The organism is Providencia sp. PROV048 (genome assembly GCF_033688165.1).
Classification (GTDB): Bacteria; Pseudomonadota; Gammaproteobacteria; order Enterobacterales; family Enterobacteriaceae; genus Providencia; species Providencia hangzhouensis.
Genome location: NZ_CP096360.1, coordinates 2,231,663 through 2,253,482, shown reverse-complemented (window position 1 = coordinate 2,253,482; position 21,820 = coordinate 2,231,663). Strand labels below are relative to the sequence as shown.

General features: G+C 36.7%; 21 protein-coding genes and 2 pseudogenes. 8 read left to right on the top strand and 15 right to left on the bottom strand.

Features of this window, described 5'->3' with window-relative positions:
- Positions 1-10 precede the first annotated feature (10 nt).
- Complete coding sequence (locus M1F26_RS09835; protein WP_140172475.1) at positions 11-625, bottom strand: LysE family translocator; 615 nt, start codon at positions 623-625, stop codon at positions 11-13.
- Positions 626-774: 149 nt separating this feature from the next.
- Here M1F26_RS09835 and M1F26_RS09830 point away from each other — a divergent pair, with 149 nt between their 5' ends.
- Both M1F26_RS09830 and ddlA read left to right on the top strand, forming a co-directional pair.
- Positions 775-1,659 carry a LysR substrate-binding domain-containing protein gene (locus M1F26_RS09830; RefSeq protein WP_140172476.1) on the top strand — a complete coding sequence of 295 codons (885 nt, stop codon included), beginning with the start codon at positions 775-777 and terminating at the stop codon, positions 1,657-1,659.
- Positions 1,660-1,792: 133 nt separating this feature from the next.
- Positions 1,793-2,896: a D-alanine--D-alanine ligase gene (ddlA, locus tag M1F26_RS09825; protein ID WP_036957745.1), complete on the top strand. Its 1,104-nt coding sequence runs from the start codon at positions 1,793-1,795 to the stop codon at positions 2,894-2,896.
- Positions 2,897-2,943: 47 nt separating this feature from the next.
- Here the strand turns inward: ddlA and M1F26_RS09820 are convergent, their stop codons facing one another.
- The 5 genes and pseudogenes from M1F26_RS09820 to M1F26_RS09800 form a co-directional block, all read right to left on the bottom strand.
- Positions 2,944-3,495, bottom strand: coding sequence for a hypothetical protein (locus tag M1F26_RS09820; RefSeq protein WP_004254476.1), 552 nt, complete (start codon positions 3,493-3,495; stop codon positions 2,944-2,946).
- A 117-nt stretch (positions 3,496-3,612) separates the two neighbouring features.
- Entirely contained in the window at positions 3,613-4,386 is a 774-nt protein-coding gene (locus tag M1F26_RS09815; RefSeq protein WP_112307091.1) for a GNAT family N-acetyltransferase, read from the bottom strand.
- A gap of 3 nt (positions 4,387-4,389) precedes the next feature.
- Positions 4,390-4,578, bottom strand: coding sequence for an FAD-binding oxidoreductase (locus tag M1F26_RS09810; protein ID WP_227528759.1), 189 nt, complete (start codon positions 4,576-4,578; stop codon positions 4,390-4,392).
- Between the two features lie 186 nt (positions 4,579-4,764).
- Positions 4,765-5,924, bottom strand: a pseudogene (locus tag M1F26_RS09805) (MFS transporter).
- A gap of 12 nt (positions 5,925-5,936) precedes the next feature.
- Positions 5,937-6,203 (bottom strand): annotated as a pseudogene (locus tag M1F26_RS09800) (inositol monophosphatase family protein); the annotation flags it as partial.
- A 145-nt stretch (positions 6,204-6,348) separates the two neighbouring features.
- Between M1F26_RS09800 and M1F26_RS09795 the strand changes: the two are divergent.
- Positions 6,349-7,269, top strand: a complete 921-nt coding sequence (locus M1F26_RS09795) for an alpha/beta hydrolase family protein (RefSeq protein WP_140172478.1) — start codon at positions 6,349-6,351, stop codon at positions 7,267-7,269.
- Between the two features lie 137 nt (positions 7,270-7,406).
- Here the strand turns inward: M1F26_RS09795 and M1F26_RS09790 are convergent, their stop codons facing one another.
- Positions 7,407-8,189 (bottom strand): GNAT family N-acetyltransferase, encoded by a 783-nt coding sequence (locus M1F26_RS09790; RefSeq protein WP_140172479.1) that lies wholly within the window; start codon positions 8,187-8,189, stop codon positions 7,407-7,409.
- A gap of 184 nt (positions 8,190-8,373) precedes the next feature.
- Between M1F26_RS09790 and yqfB the strand changes: the two genes are divergently transcribed.
- Positions 8,374-8,703 (top strand): N(4)-acetylcytidine aminohydrolase, encoded by a 330-nt coding sequence (yqfB, locus tag M1F26_RS09785; protein WP_140172480.1) that lies wholly within the window; start codon positions 8,374-8,376, stop codon positions 8,701-8,703.
- Between the two features lie 122 nt (positions 8,704-8,825).
- Positions 8,826-9,008 carry a hypothetical protein gene (locus M1F26_RS09780; protein WP_094960585.1) on the top strand — a complete coding sequence of 61 codons (183 nt, stop codon included), beginning with the start codon at positions 8,826-8,828 and terminating at the stop codon, positions 9,006-9,008.
- Positions 9,009-9,010: 2 nt separating this feature from the next.
- On the opposite strand, the gene M1F26_RS09775 is transcribed toward M1F26_RS09780, so the two are convergent.
- The 5 genes from M1F26_RS09775 to M1F26_RS09755 all read right to left on the bottom strand — a co-directional run bounded on the left by M1F26_RS09775 (position 9,011) and on the right by M1F26_RS09755 (position 13,708).
- On the bottom strand, positions 9,011-9,760 hold the full coding sequence (locus tag M1F26_RS09775) for an NmrA family NAD(P)-binding protein (RefSeq protein ID WP_200129124.1): 750 nt from the start codon (positions 9,758-9,760) through the stop codon (positions 9,011-9,013).
- A 145-nt stretch (positions 9,761-9,905) separates the two neighbouring features.
- Positions 9,906-10,208 (bottom strand): GNAT family N-acetyltransferase, encoded by a 303-nt coding sequence (locus tag M1F26_RS09770; RefSeq protein WP_336431782.1) that lies wholly within the window; start codon positions 10,206-10,208, stop codon positions 9,906-9,908.
- A 349-nt stretch (positions 10,209-10,557) separates the two neighbouring features.
- Positions 10,558-11,547, bottom strand: coding sequence for a D-cysteine desulfhydrase (locus tag M1F26_RS09765; RefSeq protein ID WP_140172481.1), 990 nt, complete (start codon positions 11,545-11,547; stop codon positions 10,558-10,560).
- A gap of 15 nt (positions 11,548-11,562) precedes the next feature.
- Complete coding sequence (locus M1F26_RS09760; RefSeq protein ID WP_140172482.1) at positions 11,563-12,990, bottom strand: Na+/H+ antiporter NhaC family protein; 1,428 nt, start codon at positions 12,988-12,990, stop codon at positions 11,563-11,565.
- A gap of 175 nt (positions 12,991-13,165) precedes the next feature.
- Positions 13,166-13,708, bottom strand: a complete 543-nt coding sequence (locus M1F26_RS09755) for a GNAT family N-acetyltransferase (protein ID WP_140172483.1) — start codon at positions 13,706-13,708, stop codon at positions 13,166-13,168.
- 154 nt (positions 13,709-13,862) lie between these two features.
- Between M1F26_RS09755 and M1F26_RS09750 the strand changes: the two genes are divergently transcribed.
- Entirely contained in the window at positions 13,863-14,717 is an 855-nt protein-coding gene (locus M1F26_RS09750; protein WP_140172484.1) for a helix-turn-helix domain-containing protein, read from the top strand.
- Positions 14,718-14,894: 177 nt separating this feature from the next.
- Complete coding sequence (gene ada / locus M1F26_RS09745; RefSeq protein WP_200129123.1) at positions 14,895-15,971, top strand: bifunctional DNA-binding transcriptional regulator/O6-methylguanine-DNA methyltransferase Ada; 1,077 nt, start codon at positions 14,895-14,897, stop codon at positions 15,969-15,971.
- A 112-nt stretch (positions 15,972-16,083) separates the two neighbouring features.
- On the opposite strand, the gene M1F26_RS09740 is transcribed toward ada, so the two are convergent.
- Complete coding sequence (locus tag M1F26_RS09740) at positions 16,084-17,331, bottom strand: MFS transporter (RefSeq protein ID WP_140172485.1); 1,248 nt, start codon at positions 17,329-17,331, stop codon at positions 16,084-16,086.
- A gap of 527 nt (positions 17,332-17,858) precedes the next feature.
- Here M1F26_RS09740 and M1F26_RS09735 point away from each other — a divergent pair.
- Positions 17,859-19,010, top strand: a complete 1,152-nt coding sequence (locus M1F26_RS09735) for an MFS transporter (protein ID WP_140172486.1) — start codon at positions 17,859-17,861, stop codon at positions 19,008-19,010.
- Between the two features lie 48 nt (positions 19,011-19,058).
- Here M1F26_RS09735 and ydeE read toward each other — a convergent pair whose 3' ends face one another.
- Positions 19,059-20,249 (bottom strand): efflux MFS transporter YdeE, encoded by a 1,191-nt coding sequence (gene ydeE, locus M1F26_RS09730; protein ID WP_140172487.1) that lies wholly within the window; start codon positions 20,247-20,249, stop codon positions 19,059-19,061.
- A gap of 303 nt (positions 20,250-20,552) precedes the next feature.
- The gene (locus M1F26_RS09725; RefSeq protein ID WP_140172488.1) at positions 20,553-21,710 is read right to left on the bottom strand and encodes an iron-containing alcohol dehydrogenase; all 1,158 of its coding nucleotides are present in this window, start codon (positions 21,708-21,710) and stop codon (positions 20,553-20,555) included.
- Positions 21,711-21,820: the final 110 nt, after the last annotated feature.

The window sequence follows — 21,820 nt, the reverse complement described above, 5'->3', positions numbered from 1 at the left end:
GAATGTGGGGTTAGTTTATATTAAAGAATAGTAGAGATAATCCCAATAAAATCAGTAGGATTCCAATCGTTCGGTCCATAATAAATTGGTAGTTAAGAATTTTGTTTCTGACTGCCGGCGTTGCAAAGAAAATAGCAATTAGACTAAACCAAAGCCAATGAGTGAAAGAAACAAATAGGCCATAACTCAAATTTAGCCAAATTGAGTTCTGTGTACTGATAACTTGGCTATACACAGAAACCACAAAAAACATGGTTTTTGGGTTTAATGCATTTGTCAGAAAACCATTTTTAAACGCGTTTAGGGCCGATAATGGCTTTGATACTGCTTTATCTGAGGATATTTTTACTTTATTGGTCAATGATTTAAATCCGATGTATACCAAGTAAAACACCCCAATAAGTTTAACGATTAAGAATAATGCGGGTGAACTCATAATGACCAAAGTGATGCCAAAAATGGTATAAAACACATGAACCTGCACACCAATAGCAATACCTAGCGCACACAGTAAGCCTGTTTTAATGCCATAGGTATAACTATTACGAGTTACCATAGCAAAGTCTGGCCCCGGACTAATGACGGCTAAAATGGTAATAGTTGCAACTGCAATAATTTCATTCATATTAATTTCCTAAAAGGTAATAAAAACAGACTAAAAACAGATTTATTCTGAAACTGTTTGTTCATTTATTGCTTTTATTATCAATAGATTGAATAAAACTAAAAAGCGATTTATCCTGACATAAATCTGTCAGTTTTTATTACCTATATATGAAACTACCACCGTTAACATCATTACGTTTTTTTGACACTGCTGCGAAAGCAGGTAGCTTTGTGCAAGCGGCTCAAGAGCTGAATGTGACTCATAGTGCGATTAGCCGACAAATTCGTTTATTAGAAGAATACCTTGGTGTTGAGCTATTCGAACGAAGGAACCGTGCTGTTTTTTTAACGGCTAATGGACGAATATTGTTACAAACAACTAGTGCAATATTTGAACAGCTTAAGGAGGGGGTTGAAAAGATAAAAAACAATACCTTTCCTGATGTTGTTAGTTTGTCTTGTGAACCTACAATCGCAATGAAGTGGTTAATTCCTCGGCTTACACATTTTTATCAACAATATCCCCATATTACAGTGCATTTAGTGGCGGCAGGTGGTGTTATCGATTTCACAAAAACGAATGTTGATTTAGCATTGAGGCGTAATGATTTCAAATGGAATGACAACCTTTGCGCGGTGAAAGTGTGCTCAGAATGTATGGGCGTCGTGGTTCGGCCTGAACTTGATTTTAAAGAAAACTTTAGTCATATAACGCTACTGTCAACTCTATCTAGGCCAACTGCATGGGAAACTTGGCAAAATATAAAAGAAATAGCGCTTCAAAATAATAAAACTATTACATATGAACACTTTTATTTGTGTATACAAGCGGCTTTGGCTGGGCAAGGGGCGGCGCTTGCGTCATTTTTGATGGTTGCAGATGAAGTAAAATCGAAACAATTAACCGCGCCATATGACTTTATTGAAGATAATTCAGCATATTATTTATTGTCATCTAAACCTGTAGAGCAAGGCAGTGCAGCGGCTATTTTTACGCAGTGGCTAATTGAACAGGTGAATATCAGTATTGAAACTCTGATAGATAAAAGATAATTAGCTATCAAAAAAAGAAGGTTTGGTCATAAAGCCAGCTAATCTTAATGAAAAATAAATAATTTATGCCATAACCTTTTCTTTGCGTGCTATATTTCTCGGCTAGGTTTGGTGTTTTATGTCGGAGCAAATAATGAGCAAAATACGAGTCGGTGTTATTTTTGGTGGCCGATCAACAGAACATGAAGTTTCACTACAGTCTGCTAAAAATATTATCAATGGGTTAGATCGCAATAAATTTGATGTATGCCTTTTAGGGATTAATAAAGAAGGGCAATGGCATGAATATAACGAATCTGATTTTTTATTGCATGGTGATGACCCCTCTCGTATTGCGTTGAATACGCCTAAGCGAGCTATCGCACTTGTTCCAGGTAAAACAAGCGAACAGTTTATTTCGTTAGAAGATGCTAAGCCATTGCCACAAATCGATGTTATTTTCCCTATTGTTCACGGTAACTTAGGTGAAGACGGCTCGTTACAAGGTTTATTGCGCATGGCGAATTTACCATTTGTCGGTCCGGGGGTTTTAGGTTCCTCTGCCTGTATGGATAAAGACGTTACCAAAAGATTACTTAGAGATGCAGGCTTAAATATTGCTCCGTTTATAACAGTGCTCAAAAATGAGCGCGCAACAACTGAATATGAAGCGACCGTGGCGCAATTAGGTTTACCACTTTTTATTAAACCAGCAAATCAAGGTTCATCTGTCGGGATCAGTAAAGTCAGCACTGAATCAGAATTTTACGCAGCACTGGACTTTGCTTTCTTATTTGATATGAAAGTCCTTATTGAAAGTGCAGTAAAAGGGCGTGAGATTGAATGCGCCGTACTGGGTAATGAAGAACCTCTTGCCAGCCCTTGTGGTGAAATCGTATTACACGATAGTTTCTATGCGTACCACACTAAGTATATTGATGAAAATGGCGCCTCTGTCGTGGCTCCTGCACAGTTAGATGCTGCGGTGAGTGATAAAATACGCGAGATTGCCTTATCCGCGTATCGCGCATTAAATTGCAGTGGAATGTCCCGTGTGGATGTTTTTTTAACGGAAAACAACGACGTGGTCATCAATGAAATCAACACATTGCCTGGCTTTACGAACATCAGTATGTACCCCAAATTGTGGCAACAAGCGGGTATGACATACCCGCAATTAATCAGCCGCTTGATTGAGTTAGGAATTGAAAAATTCCAACAAACTGCGATGTTGAAAACGGCATGTGATGAGCTTTAATTGCTGAAAAAATACTATCTCGGTAGTTTTTATGGCTACCGAGATGTTTATTTACCCTGAACTTGAGCTTTCATTTGTTGTAAAAATAAGTTTGTTTCTTTTGGTGAGGTGAGTCGAACAAACTGAATATGGCGTAAGTTGATATTTGCCATATGACTTAGATTTCTTTTCTTATTTGGATAGTAAGTCTTTAATAGCCACAGAATTATCGAATCACGGCTGAAAAAAGCATTTTTCCAACGTTCTTTATTACCTGTATTTGCCCACAACTCTTGTCCTGAACGAATGCGCGACAATGTGCGCGTAATCGACTGATAAAGCGTTCTTGGTAAGGAGTAATCCAGCCATACCACCATATCAACCTCTTTCCATTTAATGGGTTGGGTTCGCGTATAGTTTCCATCAAGAACCCATCCAGATACCGCTTTATCTAATGCAGCGGTGAGTTTCTGGTTAAGCGCATCATCCGAAGAACCTTGCCAATTCGCTAACCAATATAAGCTATCCAATTCGATAGAAGGGACGTTTAACAACAGCGAAAGTTGTTGGCAAAGGGTACTTTTACCGCTACCACTAGTGCCAATAATATTAATTTTCATATGTAAATATTAGATAATTTTGTCATTATGATTAATCTGGAATGACTGAGCTTGGAACCATCGTGTGAACAATGATCCCACTTCAGATAGTTCTACAAATAACATTATGGTTATAAATTATTTGCACCAAACATAATTGATATAGCGAAAGAGAGGTTCAAATCCAAATTTTTTATACAAATCAAATCCCGCTTCAGATGCATCTAGGAAACAGTGTTCTACACCTTGTTGGCGGCAAAATGCTAACGCATAATCAATAAGTTGTGAAGCATAACCATTACCTTGATGACTTGGCTCGGTACCAATATCATCAAAACGCGCTAACGTACCTTCGATCGTCACCGTCATGGAGGTCGCTGGTTCACCATTAACGAGTAACACAAGGTGAAACTGCGGGGCGCCTTGTTGTAATGCATCCTCATGATAACGCACATATTCCTGAATAACCTGATCGTGCTCTTCAGACAGGTAAAACGCAGAAACCAGTGGCTTTGCCCACAAAGACAAATCGTGATTGGCTAAGACGATATCGACTTGGTTATCAGGCAGTTCAACTTCATTTTGCTTTACTAAGGTCAGTGCCATTGCAGTCGTGACACTGTCACGTTTATACCCTAATGACTCAGCCTCAGTTACCACCTGCTGGAGCATCTCTTCGGGGATCACTAAGGTATGGTTTTTCTTCTGTGAAACAAACAGGTTGTGAGCCTGCATAAAGGCGTGACTGGTTGAGTCAGGCTGCAAATAAATGAAGTTAAACGCTGGCGAATTAAGGGGCGTTAAATAGCAAATTGTGTGTTGTGCAATCTGGATACTATGTTCACAAATAGATGTCCAAAATGTTTTTTCAATCGATTGATAATGTCTTAAATAGTACAACGGAATATTCATTTGTCAGTTACCTGATACAAAACGAGTTAATCGATATGGGCCTAATGCGGCTTGTTCTATCCCATGCAAGATTTCATCTTGAGCCAATTGGCATATCAAAGGCGCTAGCGTGATCGCAGCGTGCATACTGATAATATATAAACCTTCGAAATCAGCAACTTTTCCGACAATTGACATCTCATCTTTAGGCATAGGTCGCATTCCTGTGAAAGCGTTTTCAAGATTTAGCGTGTTACTACCTATAAATGAATTTTTAATTGTTGTAAGGGCGTTTTGTGCGATAGCTAACGCGTTGTGTTCAGGTTTATCATCAATATAATCTTCAGCGCAGAGTATTTTACCTGAACCTGCAAGGGCAGCCTTATGAGATTCAAAAAATCACACACGGATAAAACGAGTCACAAAAGCAATAATAACTAATAATGCAGAAATTAATAATAATGCAGTTGCCAGGGACAGTTGAAAAGCAACAAAACCAATAGCTGCAGGTCCTGCCAAAATACCTAAATAGCCTAAAGTTGAAATTGCAGGTACGGCAAGAGCCTCTGGCATCGTTTTTTGCTTCCCTACAGCAGAAAACATCACCGGTACTATATTAGATGAACCTGCACCGACTAATGCAAAACCCATGATGGCAAATATAAGATGAGGAGATAAAACAGCAATAACAAAACCGAGGCAAGCGAGTAAAGCACCTAAAAATACGACGCGAGAGGAACCGACTCGCATAACAATTTTGTCGCCCAGTAATCGGCCAATCGTCATAGTTGTGGCAAAAGCAGCAAACCCTAAGCCGCCTAAAGTTTCTTCTAATCCATGGTGTTCAATTAAAAATACAGCTCCCCAGTCAAGAACTGCACCTTCAGCAAGAAAAACGGCAAAACAAACAACCCCAATAACCAAAACAATGCCTTTCGGTATAGCGATAAGAGGGCCTGTTGGGGCGTTAGCGTAAGGGATTAAACCGTTATAGCAAATAGCTAATAAAACTACGGCAATAACTGAAACGATGATTGATGCCATTGTCGCGGAAACACCAAGTAACAAGATCAAACTCATGGTACCTGCACCAGCTATCCCCCCGACACTATAAAAACCATGAAAGCCGGACATAATTGGCTTATCAGATGATTTTTCAACAATCACCGCTTGAACATTCATCGCGCAATCTGTTAAGCCAATGAAAATTCCAAATAATAATAAGGCAATGATAATAAAGTTAATTTGCGATAAAGAGGATAAAATGGGGAATAACAAACTAAAGGCGATGGTAGAAAACACCATTAAACGGCGGCAACCAAATTTGGCAGCTAATGCACCAGTTACTGGCATAGCAATAAGTGCCCCTCCACCGAAACATAATAGTAGCATGCCAAGGGTGGCATCATTTGCCCCTGTGTTAAGTTTGACATAAGGAACAATGGCTGCCCAGGCCGCGGTAACAAAACCGGCAATAAAAAAATAATTCGAGTAGAAACTTGTTCCTTTTTCGCAGGCATAAAGGAAACATGACTATTAACTTGTTGAGTAGATTGCATTTATAATACTTCTTAAAAGATAAAATTAACTACCTGTATTAAGATAGCCAGAATTTGTTCATGAAGGTTTGGGTAGCCTGTTGCTACAACCGTACCACCAATTTCAGCTCAGCAACCATCTAATGTAGTCACTTTGCCAATAGCACGTTCTATAATAGGGATTAATGGAACAATATCATAAGGTTCCAGTGCGAATTCGACACAAATATCGATTTTACCCGCTGCTAACATTGCCATTGCATAGCATTCTCCCCCATAGCGAGTCATTAATACTTGTTTCTCAAGCGCCATAAAAAAATTGTACAGGTCTAAACCGTATATCTATATTTAATCTTGTTTTACGAGGGCATTTTAGGCGCTATTTGTTATAAAAAACTCAATATAATATCGTCGAAAGGTCCTTATAGAACATGATGAGTGTGCAATGAAACTAAAAATTACGCCTTTGTTGTTTTCAATTTATCCATTAAGTGTATTTGCACAGAATTTACCTGTGAGTATGCAAACTATGCACTTTACAGGCAAAGATATAAATTATTATTTAATCCAAAAACAAGCCAAAAAATCAAAGGATTTATTAGTTTTATTACAAGGCTCAGATTGTAAAAGCGTCATTAATAACCCCAATATGTTGAAAAATTTCGGGGCTGTATTTCCTCATAATGATATTTTATTAGTTGAAAAAACAGGATTAAACAGCCAAGTGGGGGTTAATGGCGAAGAAGCTTCAGAAGAAGAATGTCCTGTTGACTACATGTCGAAAGACTCGCCATTAGAACGCGCCAATAATTATGTAGCAGTATTAAAGCAATTAAAAAATGATTACCAACACATAGTGCTATTAGGCGGAAGTGAAGGTGCGCTGGTAACTAATTTAATTGTTGCACAAGAAAACTTTATTACCGCATCCGTTGCATTGAATGTTGGCGGCCAATACTTCATTAATGATGTTCTATATAGTATTGAAAATAATACACCTAAAGAAGAAATTGCTAACTCAAAGGAAGGTTTTAAACAATTTGCAGAAGCGCTAAAACAAAAGCAATTAAATAACGACCAATTTGTCAGCGGCCATGGCTCGAAATGGTGGTATGAGATGCTCACCATTGACAATTTAAAACTTATCCAGTCAGTTAAAACCCCACATTTGGTGATACAAACGATGGCGGATACCAACGTGGATGCTCATGGTACAGATAATATGATGAAACAAGTTCGTAATACCCATGTTAGTTACCGTTCTTATGAAGATTTAGACCATTATTTCAAAGATAAAGATGGGCAGTTGCACACTGAACAAATTGTGACAGATATTCAGCATTGGTACCAAACGGTGACAAAATAAATATACTGGGAGTTATCATTATATTAATCCCCATGATTGTGTCACTAGGTGTAGTTTTGCGATTAGTGATTACATTAAACCTTATTTTTTTAGGTAAAGTAAAATGCATCTTGATTATTAAGATGCATTCAATAAAATCACTCCGAAATATAGCTGTAGTAATTAAAAATAGGTTCAAAACCCAGTTTTTTGTAGATAGATAACCCTTCACTGGATGACTCCAATACACACTGTTTAATCCCTTGTTGATGGCAAAGGTATAGCGCATGTTTAATAAGTGAAGTCGCGAGCCCTTTACCTTGGTATTGAATATCAGTACCAATATCATCAAGTCGAGCTGTTTCATTATTAAATGTCATAGTTAAGGTTGAGACTGGTTGCTGATCAGCAAATAAGACTAAATGCACCATATTAGTTTGTTTATCAAGTGCTCTTTGGTGATAACGAATATACTCGTCAGTAACAGTTGAGTCACTTTCATCTGTATCAGAATCGACAGGGAATGCTGTAATTAACGGCTGAGCCCAATCTTCGAGTCGATCATTACTCTGTATTATCTGAAAATCAGTATTAAGCGGTGGTGGTGAATTGTATTGAGACAGAGCCCCTTGTGGCAAAATCATTGCGGTTGATTCACCATCAAAGACTAATCTCCGTGTTATTATTTCTGACTCAAATAGTGAAAGTATTTGGTCATGAACAACCAGTGCATAAGGCTTAGCTTGTTGTTTGAATAGCGCTTCGGCCTTCTCGTAATCTGAAATGAGTGCGCCTTGGTGGAGGTAAATATAATTAAATATAGGCAATGGTAGCTCAGAAAAATAAGCACTAGTTTGGTTGCTAATTTTCACCGTATTTGCACTTATTGCAGACCAAAAATAGTATTCTTGTTGATAGAACAAATTTTCATTGTTATCCATTATGTGTACTCAGTTTATAGACGTAGATAATCTTTTTATGGCCTGATTGTATATAAAACGGAATGATCGCTATAGTGTTCGTATAATTGAAAGCACAAAAAGAACCATTTTATTGCAATTTATTGGATTTATAAGAAAATAGGTCTTCCTAGAAAAGAGATTGTATAAAAATAAGAGAATTATTATGAATAACGCACCAGACACGATAACCTTTTTTGAGCGTTTACTTCCATTGGTGGTTTCCGGTAAAAAAATTATCACTATTCGTGATAAAAGCGAGAGCGATTATGTTCCTGGGAGTATTGTGAAGGTATATGCGTTAGAAACAGGGAAATATTATACTGATATTAAAATATTGTCGGTAGAGCCCATTTCTTATGATGACATTTCTGAATACCACGCTAAGCAAGAAGCCATGAGTCTAGAGACGTTGAAAGCACTTATCAAAGAGATTTACCCAAACGAGCAATATTTATACGTGATCACTTACCAATTGCTGAATAGCACTGACTGATCACGAATATAGTTTTTTGGTAATTTGTAAAAATGCCTTTGTTGCCGGTGATGCTTGGTTCTCGTTAATAACAGCAAAAGCAATACTACGCTTAACTGGTGGGCTAAGGGGGTTCACCATTAGTGGCTGCGGGTGCAGGGGTATTTATTGCACTAAATCCGCTGAGTGCGGTTATTGTGGGAACTTTATTTCTTAATGAGCAACTCAGTACAGTGACCTTTATTGGCGGAATATTAATTTTTTGGGAATACTTATTGCGAATAAAAAATAATATAAAAATAGGCCAAATTAGAGGCCTATTTTAAGTTTATTTGAATTTTTCTTGATGTTTTAAAATAAATTCTTTTAGTGATGTTGGCGCTTTACCCGTTATAGTTTGAAAATTATCAAAAATTATTCCTGAACGGTCTAATTCCCCATTGGTAAAAGCGACATAATGGTCATAGATACTTTTCATATAAGCGAGTTCTAAATTATTTTTAACGGCATGTTGCCAAAACTGATTGGGATTTTCTGCCTGATAGCTGAAAGGGATCCCCAATTGTTCTGTTAATAATTCAGCTATTTGTGTGTAGTTTTTGTTTTCATAACCAAGACGATAAATTTGGTCTGCATGTTGTTGCGGATTAAGTAAGCAATAAGCCGCTAGTTCAGCAACATCGGCACAGTCTACCCAACTGAGTACCGCATTGCCAAAATAAGAGCGCAAGACTCCTTTTTGTAAGTTTTCATCCCCTTGATAACCCAGTAAGTTTTGCATATAAGATTCGGGGCGAAGGTGAGTAAATTGTATTCCTGACCATTCAATATAGCGTTCAATAAGCTGGTGCCATGCCCAATGGGCCACTTGAGCGCTACCGTCCCCACAGGCACCTAAGTGCACGATATATTTCACGGCCGATTTTTTTGCAATATCAACGAAGATCTTACTTTGTACAAGCATATCAATGGTATAGCCCGTCATCATGAAAACGGAATCTATACCCTGTAAAGCGGTTTCAATAGTATCTGGCTTATCATAATCCATAACAACAGTTCGATAAGGTGTGTTTTTCAACTTAGCAGGATCTCTAACCGCTAAAACAATATCATGATAGCCTTTGTTCTATAATGATTGGATAAGGTAATGACCAACCTGGCCCGTCGCACCAGTAATAAGAATTGTATTTTTCATGAATATCCTATAGTGACAATATATTCAGTTAAAGTGTTTTGCTCATAATATATTCAAGAGATTGCTGAGTTTCGCTTGTAAATAACATTTCTTTTAGAATATGCATATCGTTTGACTGATAAAATGCCATTGCTCGAGTGTTACTTGCGAGAACATCTAGCCATAGCAAAGAGTCATCTTGTTGTTTTGCGAGCGCTTCAATAAATTTAAATACGGTTTTTCCATAACCTTTACCTGTAGCGCCAGGAGAAAAGTAAAGCTTATTTAACAAAGTACCAACTAAATTAGTTTCAGGTATACAGGAGTGATAGGTTAGTTTTACTAAACCGATTGGGCTCGTATTTTCAATAATATACCAATCAATATGCTGTTGATTAAGGTCCTCAGTGATTTTAGTTGTGCTGTATTCTTGATTTAAATATGTGTTAAGTTCATTTTGGCTATTTCATAATGTAGCAAAATGATGCAAATAACTTTCCGTACCTATTTCATGTAGCAATAACGCGTCGTGTTTCGTTGCTTTTCTTAGTATATGGGGAACTTGGTTCATAAATGTTTTCTCCTGTGCTTTATCAGTGTATAGCAATCAATTGATAAATGTCATAGAAGAGGAAAAGTAGAGCATTTTTGGTATTAGAGAGAAGATAAAAGGACTATTTAGCCCTTTTATCTGATGATGATTATTTAATTGTTTGGCTAATATCTGAGTAAGCAAATAATGCTTGGGCTCCACCCGTATGAATAAACAGAACGGGAGTTTTTTCTTCAGATCTTTCCAAGTAGTCAATTAACCCAGCCATGGCTTTACCGGTATAAACTGGGTCTAATAAAATACCTTCTTGCCGCGCTAATAAGTTGATTGCGGCGAGGCCTTTTTGGTTTGGCATTCCATACATGGGAGCAAAAAAGTTATCCCATAATTGTACTTCAGGTGTTTTAGCTAGACCCAACCATTGAGCCAGTTCGGATTGCAATTTTTCAACTTTAGGGGCTTGGTCTTGTTGCTTTCGTGACACTGTCACGCCAATTACTTGGCTCTGTGGTAGTAATTCCTGTAAACCAATAGCAAGCCCTGCATGGGTTCCAGCACTTCCTGAAGCAACAATAATTTTATCAAATTCAATATGTTCTGGCTTCTGTTGAGCTATCTCAATAGCGCATTGGACATAGCCTAAAGCACCTAATGTATTTGACCCACCCACAGGGACAATATAGGCATCTTTAAGAGAAAGTGTTTTAATTAGCGCTTCCATTTGGGATTGTGGGTCGGTTAATTCATCACACATCACACAACGGGTGGAAAATAAGTCAGTTAATAATTTATTACCATTATGCAGAAAGTTAGGGTTATCACTTTTAATTGGATTTTCTAATAACGCAACGCATTCAAGCCCATACATGGCAGCAACAGCTGCAGTTTGGCGGACATGGTTTGATTGAATTGCCCCCGCGGTAACAATAATTTTTGCTTTTTTGGCTAATGCATCAGCCATTAAAAATTCTAGTTTACGCAGTTTATTTCCCCCCATAGCAAGGGGAGTCATATCATCACGTTTTATATAAATCTCACGACCAAACTTATGCGATAAATTATTCAATCGATTAAGTGGAGTCGACGAGTTAAGTAAATCTATTTTTGCGTACTGTGTTAGTTGTTGTTGGATAGACATCTAAACTCCCAATAATTAATAAGAAAAACCAAGGTAAAGGTAAATAGCAAGAACAATACTGGCAGTTACTAACGCATAAGGCATTTGAGTACGAATATGCTCAATATGTTCGCAGTCTGTCGCCATTGAAGCAACAATAGCATCCGCAGAAATTGGGGAGGTCATATCGCCAAATATTGAGCCAGAAATTGCTGCACCAATCATATATTCCACAGGCATTCCTACAGATAAACCTAATTGAACTCCGATAGGGATCATTATTGCGAAAGTTCCCCAAGAGGTACCTGTTGCTAAAGACATAATGGCGCTAATTATAAAGATAAAACCAATAGAAAAACCTGGAGCCATAACGCCTTGAGTGACTTCAGCAATATAAGCGCCTGTGTTTAACTCAGCAGAAACATTACCCATTAAGAATGCTAAAATCATAATGGAGCTAATTTTTAGCATATTGGCGTAGCCGATAAATAACTCTTTAAAGAACGCATCAATATTTAGTAGCCGTCGACCGATAAACCAACAGAAAGATACCACGGTACCAAACATGACTCCCCAATATACGGAGGTCGAACCGCTTCCTTTGCTAAAGTCACCGTCACCTGTGATGTATAGTGCGATAGGGACCATTAATACCGTAGATAAAATAGGTATAAAGAAGTTTAATGAAGAATGAGCATTAGGGTGATCAATAATCTCGTCTTCGTTCTCTTGGCTTTGTAATTGAGAAATATTCCCAGCAATAAAATTTTGTCGGTATGTATCTTCTGCTTTTTTCATGGGACCCCATGAAATGTTAGTAAATACATAGAATAGGATAGTTATAATGGATAGCCATGCCATTAAATTGTAGCCAATCGACGTAATTAAAATATCAAAAGGCTCGCCTTGAATCAGTCCTTGGGATATTTGTACCCCAATTAACCCCATTATTACCGCTCCCCAACCATTGATGATGGCGGAGGAACAAACAGAAACACACGCTGTTTGGATAATATAGGACATTTTTTCAGGGGCAACACCATATTGCCGTGCTAGATTTTTAGTTGAGGCGCCGGCGACTAATTGGTTAATTGAGCTTTCAATAAAAATAAGAGAAGTAATGATAATAGCAAGCAACTGGGTAGATTTACGGTTTTTAATTAATTTTGTCTTATTGGTAAGTAACTGAACTAACGCACGAACACCACCGGTAACCACAACAAGCCTCATGATCCCACCGATCATAACCATAAAGACAATTGTTCGCGTATTTCCTGCAGATGAAAACGTATCAATAATACCATCAACGGTACCTTGAACACCTAATAATACGTTGTGGTCATGAATGACAGTAAAACCAACGAGTATTCCTAACATTAATGAAAGCATGACTTGGCGAGTTAATATCGCCAATATTATAGTCACAATGGGAGTGATAACGGTCCAAATACCATAGTCCTGCATGTGTTTACCTGTGATCTGAGAGAAAATATGAATTTTATAATTATTGAAAAATCATAGCATTAATAGGAACACGGTAGAATAATTTTATGTAGTTTGAAATGGGTTGTGACAATAAATTAATAAGAAAAAGGCCAAACAGATAAATGTTGGCCATATGTATAGATAGAATCAAATATTACTGTCGAGCTTGCCACTCTTTAGCCGTTATTTTACTAATATCTTCTGTCTTAGTTTCACCAATTAATTCAATAAATTGTGGTTCAAGAGTTGCATAGTATTTGAAGCCGCATTTTTCTTGGGCAATTTTAGATTGTTCGTTACCTTGAAAGTAACCACACCATAAATTATCTAATTTCAAATTAGTGAATGCATGGTGCATGATGGCGTCAATTGACTCTGGTATAAGGCCTTTTCCCCAGAACGGTACACCTATCCAATAGCTAACTTCTGCATCATTTTCACCAATAGAAAAATTACTTTCATGGCTGAATGATAAACCAATCAAGCCAATAGCTTGGTTCTCATTTTTTAACGTTACAGCGTAAATTTCATCACGCATAAAAATATTCTTGATGATAGAAAGACTCTCTTCTTCGCTTTTGTGTGCAGGCCAACCTGCGATTGGGCCAATTCTTTCATCTTTTGCATAGAAATATAAATCAGCGGCATCTGTTTCTTGCCAAGGACGCAATACTAACCTATTTGTTGTAAGTACCATTTTATCATCTCCTCATTATGGCATCTCCTAACTTGAAAGCTATTTTAGGTATTTATGGAAATAAAATAAGGGCATAACTTGTACATTATGGGTACTTATGACAACTTTTTTGTTATGATATGCGTTATATGAAGCAAATCAAAACACAACAATCATGCAGCATTTAAAAAATTATCAAATTGATTTACCTGAAGCCATACGGATTGGTGAAAGTAATATGGAAGAGATGCAATTTAAACCGATTAAAACATCTTATGTGGCGGTTTGTGTATGCAAGCAAGGATATGGAGTCTTCAATATTAATTTCAAACGGCATCTGATACGCAAAAACGATATTATCATTTTATACGATGATTCTTTTGCAATGCTGCAAGCCAAATCACGTAAATTTCGTTTGGAATATTGGTTGATTGATAAAAATCTAGCAACAGAAATTGCCTATGTATTACCAAATCAATTATTTGCTTTTTTTAATGATTTTCCTGTTATTTCAATTCCATTAGAAAAAGTTGCACTGTTTGAAAGCTGGAGCTACATTCTTTTAGCTATAGTGTCTAATTGGGGTAAATATGGGGTATTACAATTAAAAAACCATTTACAAAATTTATTTTTAGAAATCAGTAATCATGCACAACACATTTCTATAAAACCAGAAAATAAAAGCCGCCAAGAGCAGCTTTGTTGGCGTTTTTGGGACTTAATTACAACTCACTGTAAGCAGCATAAAGAAGTGAAATTTTATGCTGAACAATTGTCTATTACACCATTCTACTTGTCCAAAATTAGTCAAAATTTTTTTAATGACCCACCAAAAGTATTAATAGATAGGCAAGTTATTTTAGAAATAAAAGCATTATTAGAAATTGGTAATTTATCCATTAAGCAAATTGCTGATGAATTAAATTTTGAAGATACATCTTATTTATGCCGTTACTTTAAACGGCATACAGGAATGACGTTAACAGGATTTAAAAAATGCATTGCACAAAAAGAGCTGAAAAACAAATAATACTAATGCGGTTCAATTTTTGTTGAGTACTTTTTATAAACGCAATAACACATTGGAATTCATGTAATTATGGCATTGTGCTGGACGGATAAAGCTAGAATTAAAAAGCAATGTTCGGAGTTTTTTAGGACTGAAGTTTGTCATAATTAATGTAATTAACCAGCGAAGGGCGACATGATGATAACTAAAAATTTGTGGAAAACGCCAGAACAGAGGTGGCAAGCGGTGGTTGAAAGGAATAAATCCGCAGATGGTCATTTTGTTTACGGTGTAAGAACCTCTGCTATTTATTGCCATCCATCTGCGGCGGGGCGTTTACCAAATAGAGATAATGTTGAGTTTTTCGATAATGAACAGCAAGCTATTGGACAAGGCTACTGTGCTGGAAAACGCTTTCGGACAGAAACGTCACAATTAACCCAATTTTATCAAGAACAAATTGAAAAGGCTTGTCGTTATATTGAGCAGCAGGAACAAACGGTGAGCTTGGCAGAGTTAGCTGATTATATTGGTATGAGTCGCTATCATTTACATCGTTTATTTAAAGCACAGACAGGGTTAACACCAAAGGCATATGCGGATGCATTTCGCCATAAAACATTGCAGCAACAGCTTCAAGAAAAAAAACGAATTACGGATGCTATTTATGATGCAGGTTATCAATCAAATAGTCGCTTTTATGAAGCCTCATCTCAACGACTAGGCATGACGCCGAGTGAATGGAAATCAGGAGGAAGAGGCAGTAAAATTTATTTTGCTCTTGCGGTTTGCTCGTTGGGAACATTATTAGTTGCACAAAGTCCGATAGGGGTTTGCGCCATTTTGTTAGGGGATGACCCTGAGCAGTTATTGAATAATTTACAGGATAAATTCCCGAACGCAGAGCTCATTGGAGGAAATGACGACTTTGAACAACTAGTCGCTCAAGTGGTGGGTTTTATTGAGGCGCCTGAAATTGGTTTAAATTTACCATTAGACATTCAAGGTACTGCATTTCAACAACGCGTCTGGCAAGCTTTACGTAATATCCCAGTTGGGGAAACAAAGAGTTACAGTGATATTGCAGAAAAAATTGGCCAGCCTAGTGCAGTCAGAGCGGTAGCTAATGCCTGTGGTGCAAATATGTTAGCGGTAGCAATACCGTGCCACCGTGTTGTTAGGAGTAATGGTGATCTTTCTGGTTACCGTTGGGGTATTGACCGAAAACAAGCGTTATTGCTAAAAGAGGCGAAGTATAAGGCAGATAATAATTAAATTGCACTAAAAATGAAGAGTAACCCTAATATGACTATTTCAAAATCACACATTTGAAATAATATAACCCCCTTATTCTGTATATATGGCTCATGAATAAGGGGAATACGAGTCATTGAATGGCAGTTTTCGGTTGACTATTTTTAGGATAGAACAAGTAAATGACATAGAGAAGTGTAAAACTCGCAGTGTAGCCGGTAAATATCATCCAGAAAGTTTTCCAATCCACCACACCATTGACCGTATTAAGTTCGATAACCCATCCACATAATACAGCGCCTAAAAATGTGCCAAAACCGTTCACTAATGTGGTGAATACACCTTGTGCTGTTGAACGAAATTCGGGGGCAATTTCTTTTTCTAAGAATAGTGCTCCCGCGATATTAAAGAAATCAAATGCACAGCCGTATACAACCATGGATAAAAATAAAGCGATAGTACCAATCACAGTGAAATCACCGTAAGCAAATAAACCTAATCGTAAAATCCACGCGATCATACTCATAAATAGGATAGCTTCAATTTTGAATTTTTTGAGTAATAGCGGTAAAAGCAAAATAAATATAATTTCTGAAAATTGCGATATTGATAAAAAGATTGTGGGATATTCAGAAAAAACCGAGCCTCTAGCTTCAGGCATTAATGCCATATCTTGTAAAAAGGGAACACCAAAGGTATTGGTAATTTGTAAAACAGAGCCTAATAACATGGCAAAGAATAGAAATACTGCAACTCGTCCTTTTTTAAAGAGAAAAATAATATTTTGACAACTAAAACTGGGTTTTTCTTCTTTTCTCTCAATTTTACAGCTCTGTGTTGAAATAAAGAAAATAGAAAAAATACTGAGTACAATCGATGCAATAGCACCAATATATAATTGATAAAAACTCATTTCCAATTTTAATAAGCTAATTGTCCACATAGCGACAATAAAGCCTAAGGTACCGTAAACGCGTATTTTAGGAAAATAAACATCAGAATCGAGCTTTTCAGCGCTCAACATTTCAAAAACAATACTATTACAAACAGAAATAGTCGGCATATAAAACATTAGATGAACTAATGTCACAATAAATAGTAGGGTTATTGAATCACTATGAGCCATTACGATTAGAAATACAGCAGAAATGATATGTGATGTAGTGTATACAAGTTTTCTGTTATCAATTTTATCTGCAATAAATCCGATGATAATCGGTGAGCATAAGGCTGAGATACCTAATGTACTAAAAATTAAGCCGATTTCACCGCCTTTGAAATGTAATGTATTGAATAGGTAAGATGCAAAAGTAACTAGCCATGATCCCCAGATAAAAAATTGTAGAAATGAAACGAATTTAAGCCGAGTGATAATATTCATGTTTATATACCTTCCGTTAGCCTAAACATGCTTTAATGTGATTATTAAATAAACTATTCTATTGATTTAATAACCAAATATGGAAGCAACTATCATGTTATTGTTTGTACATTATAAAATAGATAATGAGAGTTTTTTTTGACATAGAAGTGGCTAATAGTCGATTAATCGCAGGAATTAGTGTATTTGAATGGGTAATATTACGTATTAAATGCATAGGAACAAGGAAATCAGATAGTAATTATTTTTGCTAAATTTAAGAAGATGGAATATTTGTTAATATATATTTAACTTTGCAGGAATCTCTTGAATTTAATTAAAGTTTAAGATTTAATAGACCTCTATTCGCTCTTATCTTTCAGTTTGTTACCTTAATTAATCATCTCAATACTTCCAGTATTTAAACGTTACTTACAACTAGCTACTCACTGCCAAAAAACTCCCCTAATTTTTTTTAAATAAAACCATATCGATACCAATCATAAGCACTGATTGGATAATGCAATATATATCAAAACGAGAAAACTATGACTTCTACTCATTACTTACTGCTTTTGTCGGCAGTAGCGGTATACCTTGTTGGTACCGCAGAATTTATGTTGTCGGCTATTTTATCGCCGTTAGCAACGGTATTTCATGTTCAAGCTGACCAAATTACGTGGTTGGTATCGGCTTATGCGTTGGCCTATACCTTGGCAGCTCCTATTATTGGTTTTTTATCAGATAGAATTGATAGACGAAAAATTGTGCTTATGGCTCTTTTGCTATTATCACTCGATAGTTTAGTCATTATTTTTTCACCTAATCTATTGACTGCACTTGTTTTAAGGGGCTTCGGAGGATTGGCTTCTGCTGCACTTGTTCCCGTTATCTTCGCACTTATTGCTGATGTAATTAGTGAAAGTAAACAAGCTACAGCAATGGGGAGTATTATGGTGGGAATGACTGTCGGTATTATTACGGGGCCAATCATTGCAGGGATATTAGTCCAGTATTTTGCTTGGTACGCCCCTTTTATTTATACCGCGATAGGGTGCTTAGTCGTATTCATTATAGGGCTATTTACACTGCCGCACTCTCAAAAAACTGTCGGAAAAAAATTATCTTTTAAAGTGATTAAACATGTAGGTATTACCAGACTCATATTAGCGAAAGGTTTATGGAATGGGGTATCAGTTTGTATATTCTTGCTTGCAGGTGAAATATTAAGGCAACGATCCCACTTAGAAAGTGCGGAGGTTGGTAGCTTAATGGGATTATTTGGGATGGGATTATTATTTGGTAATGGCTTAGTTGCAAAAATTGAAAAAATTAAAGTATCAAATAATACAAAACTCGTGGTCATTATTTTAATAATCATAGTAACGATTATCTTATTTCTTAGTGGATGGCTTTCGTTAATTGGTCATGGATTATGCTTAACTGCTATTGGTGGGATGTTAGGATTGGCCTCTCCGATAAGCACCGCAATGTTAGCAAGGCAAAGTGCAGAGAATAAAGGTTTTGTCTTGTCTATATCCGAGAGTGTTAACAACTTGATTTTATTATCTGCATTACCAATATTTTCTTTACTCATTTCGAAAAATTATCTTAAGGTTTCTATAATCATGACTATTGTATTATTGAGTTCAGCTATTTGTTTAGTTTTACCGATAAGACAGAGAATAAAAAGGCAGTAGATTGGTCATTTTTCTCCACCGAAAATGTTTTTCAGTGGAGAAAAAATGCTATTGGGTAACTAATAATTGTTTTTTTCTTAGACGCATTCCATTTAGCATTGATAGCCAGGCTAAAAATGTAATAAACATAAGAATAATGAAAATAAAATAGGGGGGAAGTTCAGTTAATACAACTCCTGTTAACATCGGATTAAATGCACCGCCAAGTAGCCCTAAAGATTGAGCCGAAAAATAACTGGCCTTCATTCCGTCTGGAGCAATACTATCAATTAACATGTATTCGCCAGGGGCGTAGATTAACTCACCTAAAGTAAAAATAAAGGCGCCAAGAGCCCATAGGTATAAGTTTTCATGGGCATACATAAAGGTTGCCAACCCTAAAATAAAAAATAGACTACCTAATGTCATCAATTTTCTTAAGTTATCTGGAGTGATACGTTTGCCGACTGTATATTGTAACGTCACTACGACAATAGCATTTACGGGCAAAATAACACCGATAACCACTTGGGCAAAATCACTGTTAGCAACGGTGATGGCATATTGGGATATCCAAGTGGTAAAAGTTCCAAAAACTAATGAACCTAAGAAAGTTGATAAAATAAACCATGCCAGCACTTGGTCTCGTAGCATAGAGACAGGGTTCCATTTGCGGGTCTGGCCTTCTTCTAATGGTATCGGTTTTATGCTCTGTACAAACCGTTGTATAAAAAAGATTGGAAAAGCGGCTGAAATTGCAGCTAAATAGAATGGTAAGCTAATACTATACATTAATAACCAGGTGCCAATGGGAGGACCAATAGTCCAGCCTATATTAATGAAGGTATAATTTAAGGAAAATATTTTTGCTTTTAATGCAACCGTAAGGGTATCTGCAAAATAGGCTTTTAGTACCGTTGAGAATACGGAATAAGAGCAATTTATTAACGAAAAGAAAATAATGACTAAAATAGCATTATTCACGATAGGTATCGCAATAAACCCACAAATAAAGGCGATAACTGCGAATAGCATACAGCGTTTTTTATCAACGCGGTCTGCTAACATACCAAAGCCCATACTAAATAAAACACCAACCACCATAGCCATTGACATTGCAACACCGACAATATCAATAGCCATTTCATATTCACGGGTTAGGTAAATAGCCATGAAGGGCAATGTTGCACCACGCCCAATCGTTAAGAGCAGAGACGATGCAAGTAATGCACTGTTTGATATATTAAATCTAGATAACATGGCTCACAACCTAACTTATTAATTGTTGTTATATATTTGTTTCGGACTATCTGTAAGCTATAAAATACCTAAATTTACAGTGGTGAGATATGGTGATTAATGCTCAAAATTGAAAACAATATTTTGCTGATGCTAATGTGCCATTCTCAATTAAAAATCTGGCAATATGAAATACAATCTAGCCAATTAAACGTTATATGCTGTTATAATAACCGATAAATTTAAATGAGTTATAAGGAAAAGGACTTTGGGTGATAAAAAAGAAAAAGGTGCATGTATGCACCTTTTCGAGAGAGGTGGAGATTATAAAGCGGCCGTATAAACTCGACGACTAATATCTAAGCTAATATCTTGGTGCTCACCTAATTTCACCATATTATGTGCAGCTAAACTATTAACTAATGGTTCAATAACCTCTTGGGTCAATTGGTAGTCACTAAAACGAGTGCCCACTTGCATTTTTTCAAAAAACTCTCGAGTTAACTCAATGGCTTTTAATGCTTTCTCTTGGTCAGGACCTGACGTAATTCCCCAAACTCGTTCTGCATATTGCACTAATTTGGCCTGTTTTTGGGCTAATTTTTCCGTCAGCATGGATGGTAGAACAATAGCGAGTGTTTGTGCATGATCCAAACCATACAGCACAGTGATTTCATGGCCTAACATGTGAGTAGACCAGTCTTGTGGTACCCCAACACCAATTAAACCATTTAAAGCCAAGGTGGCTGTCCACATTAAATTGGCTCTAATATCATAATCTTTTGGAGTCTCAAGCGCTTTAGGTCCAATCTCTATTAATGTTTTCAATAAGCCTTCTGCGAATGCATCTTGTACGTAAGCATTCACTGGGTAAGTCAAATATTGTTCAATAACATGAACGAAAGCGTCAACAACACCATTACTTATTTGGCGAGTCGGTAAAGTATAGGTTTTTACTGGGTCAAGAATAGAGAATTGAGGAAATACATGGTCGCTCATAAAAGCAAGTTTAGAATGCAGTTCTTCACGAGTAATTACAGAACCCTTGTTCATTTCGGAACCAGTAGCAGGTAATGTTAACACTGTACCGAAGGGCAGCGCAGTTTTTATAGTCGAGCCTCTATTTGTGACCACCTCCCATTTATCGCCTGGGTAATTTACCGCGGCTGCGATAAATTTAACACCATCAATGACGGAGCCACCACCCACCGCCAGCAAGAAATCGAAACCTTCTTTTTCAATTTTATCGACAGCTTTTATCAATGTTTCATAGCGAGGATTGGCCTCAATTCCACCAAAATGATCGAATGTTCGAGATCCTAAAGCTTGCTCAACTTCATTTAAGGTTCCTGTTTTTCTTGCACTTTCACCGCCAAATAAAATAAGAACCTTAGCATTTTTAGGGACAACTCGGTCAAGTTCACTGATTTTACCTTCACCAAACATGATACGAGTGGGGTTATAAAATTCGAAATTGTTCATATATGGCCTTCGTAGAAAGTAGAAATGAATCCAAATAATTACATGCATATAATATAATTACAAGTAAACATAATATAATCTTAAAATGATTGTGTATAATATCGATTTGA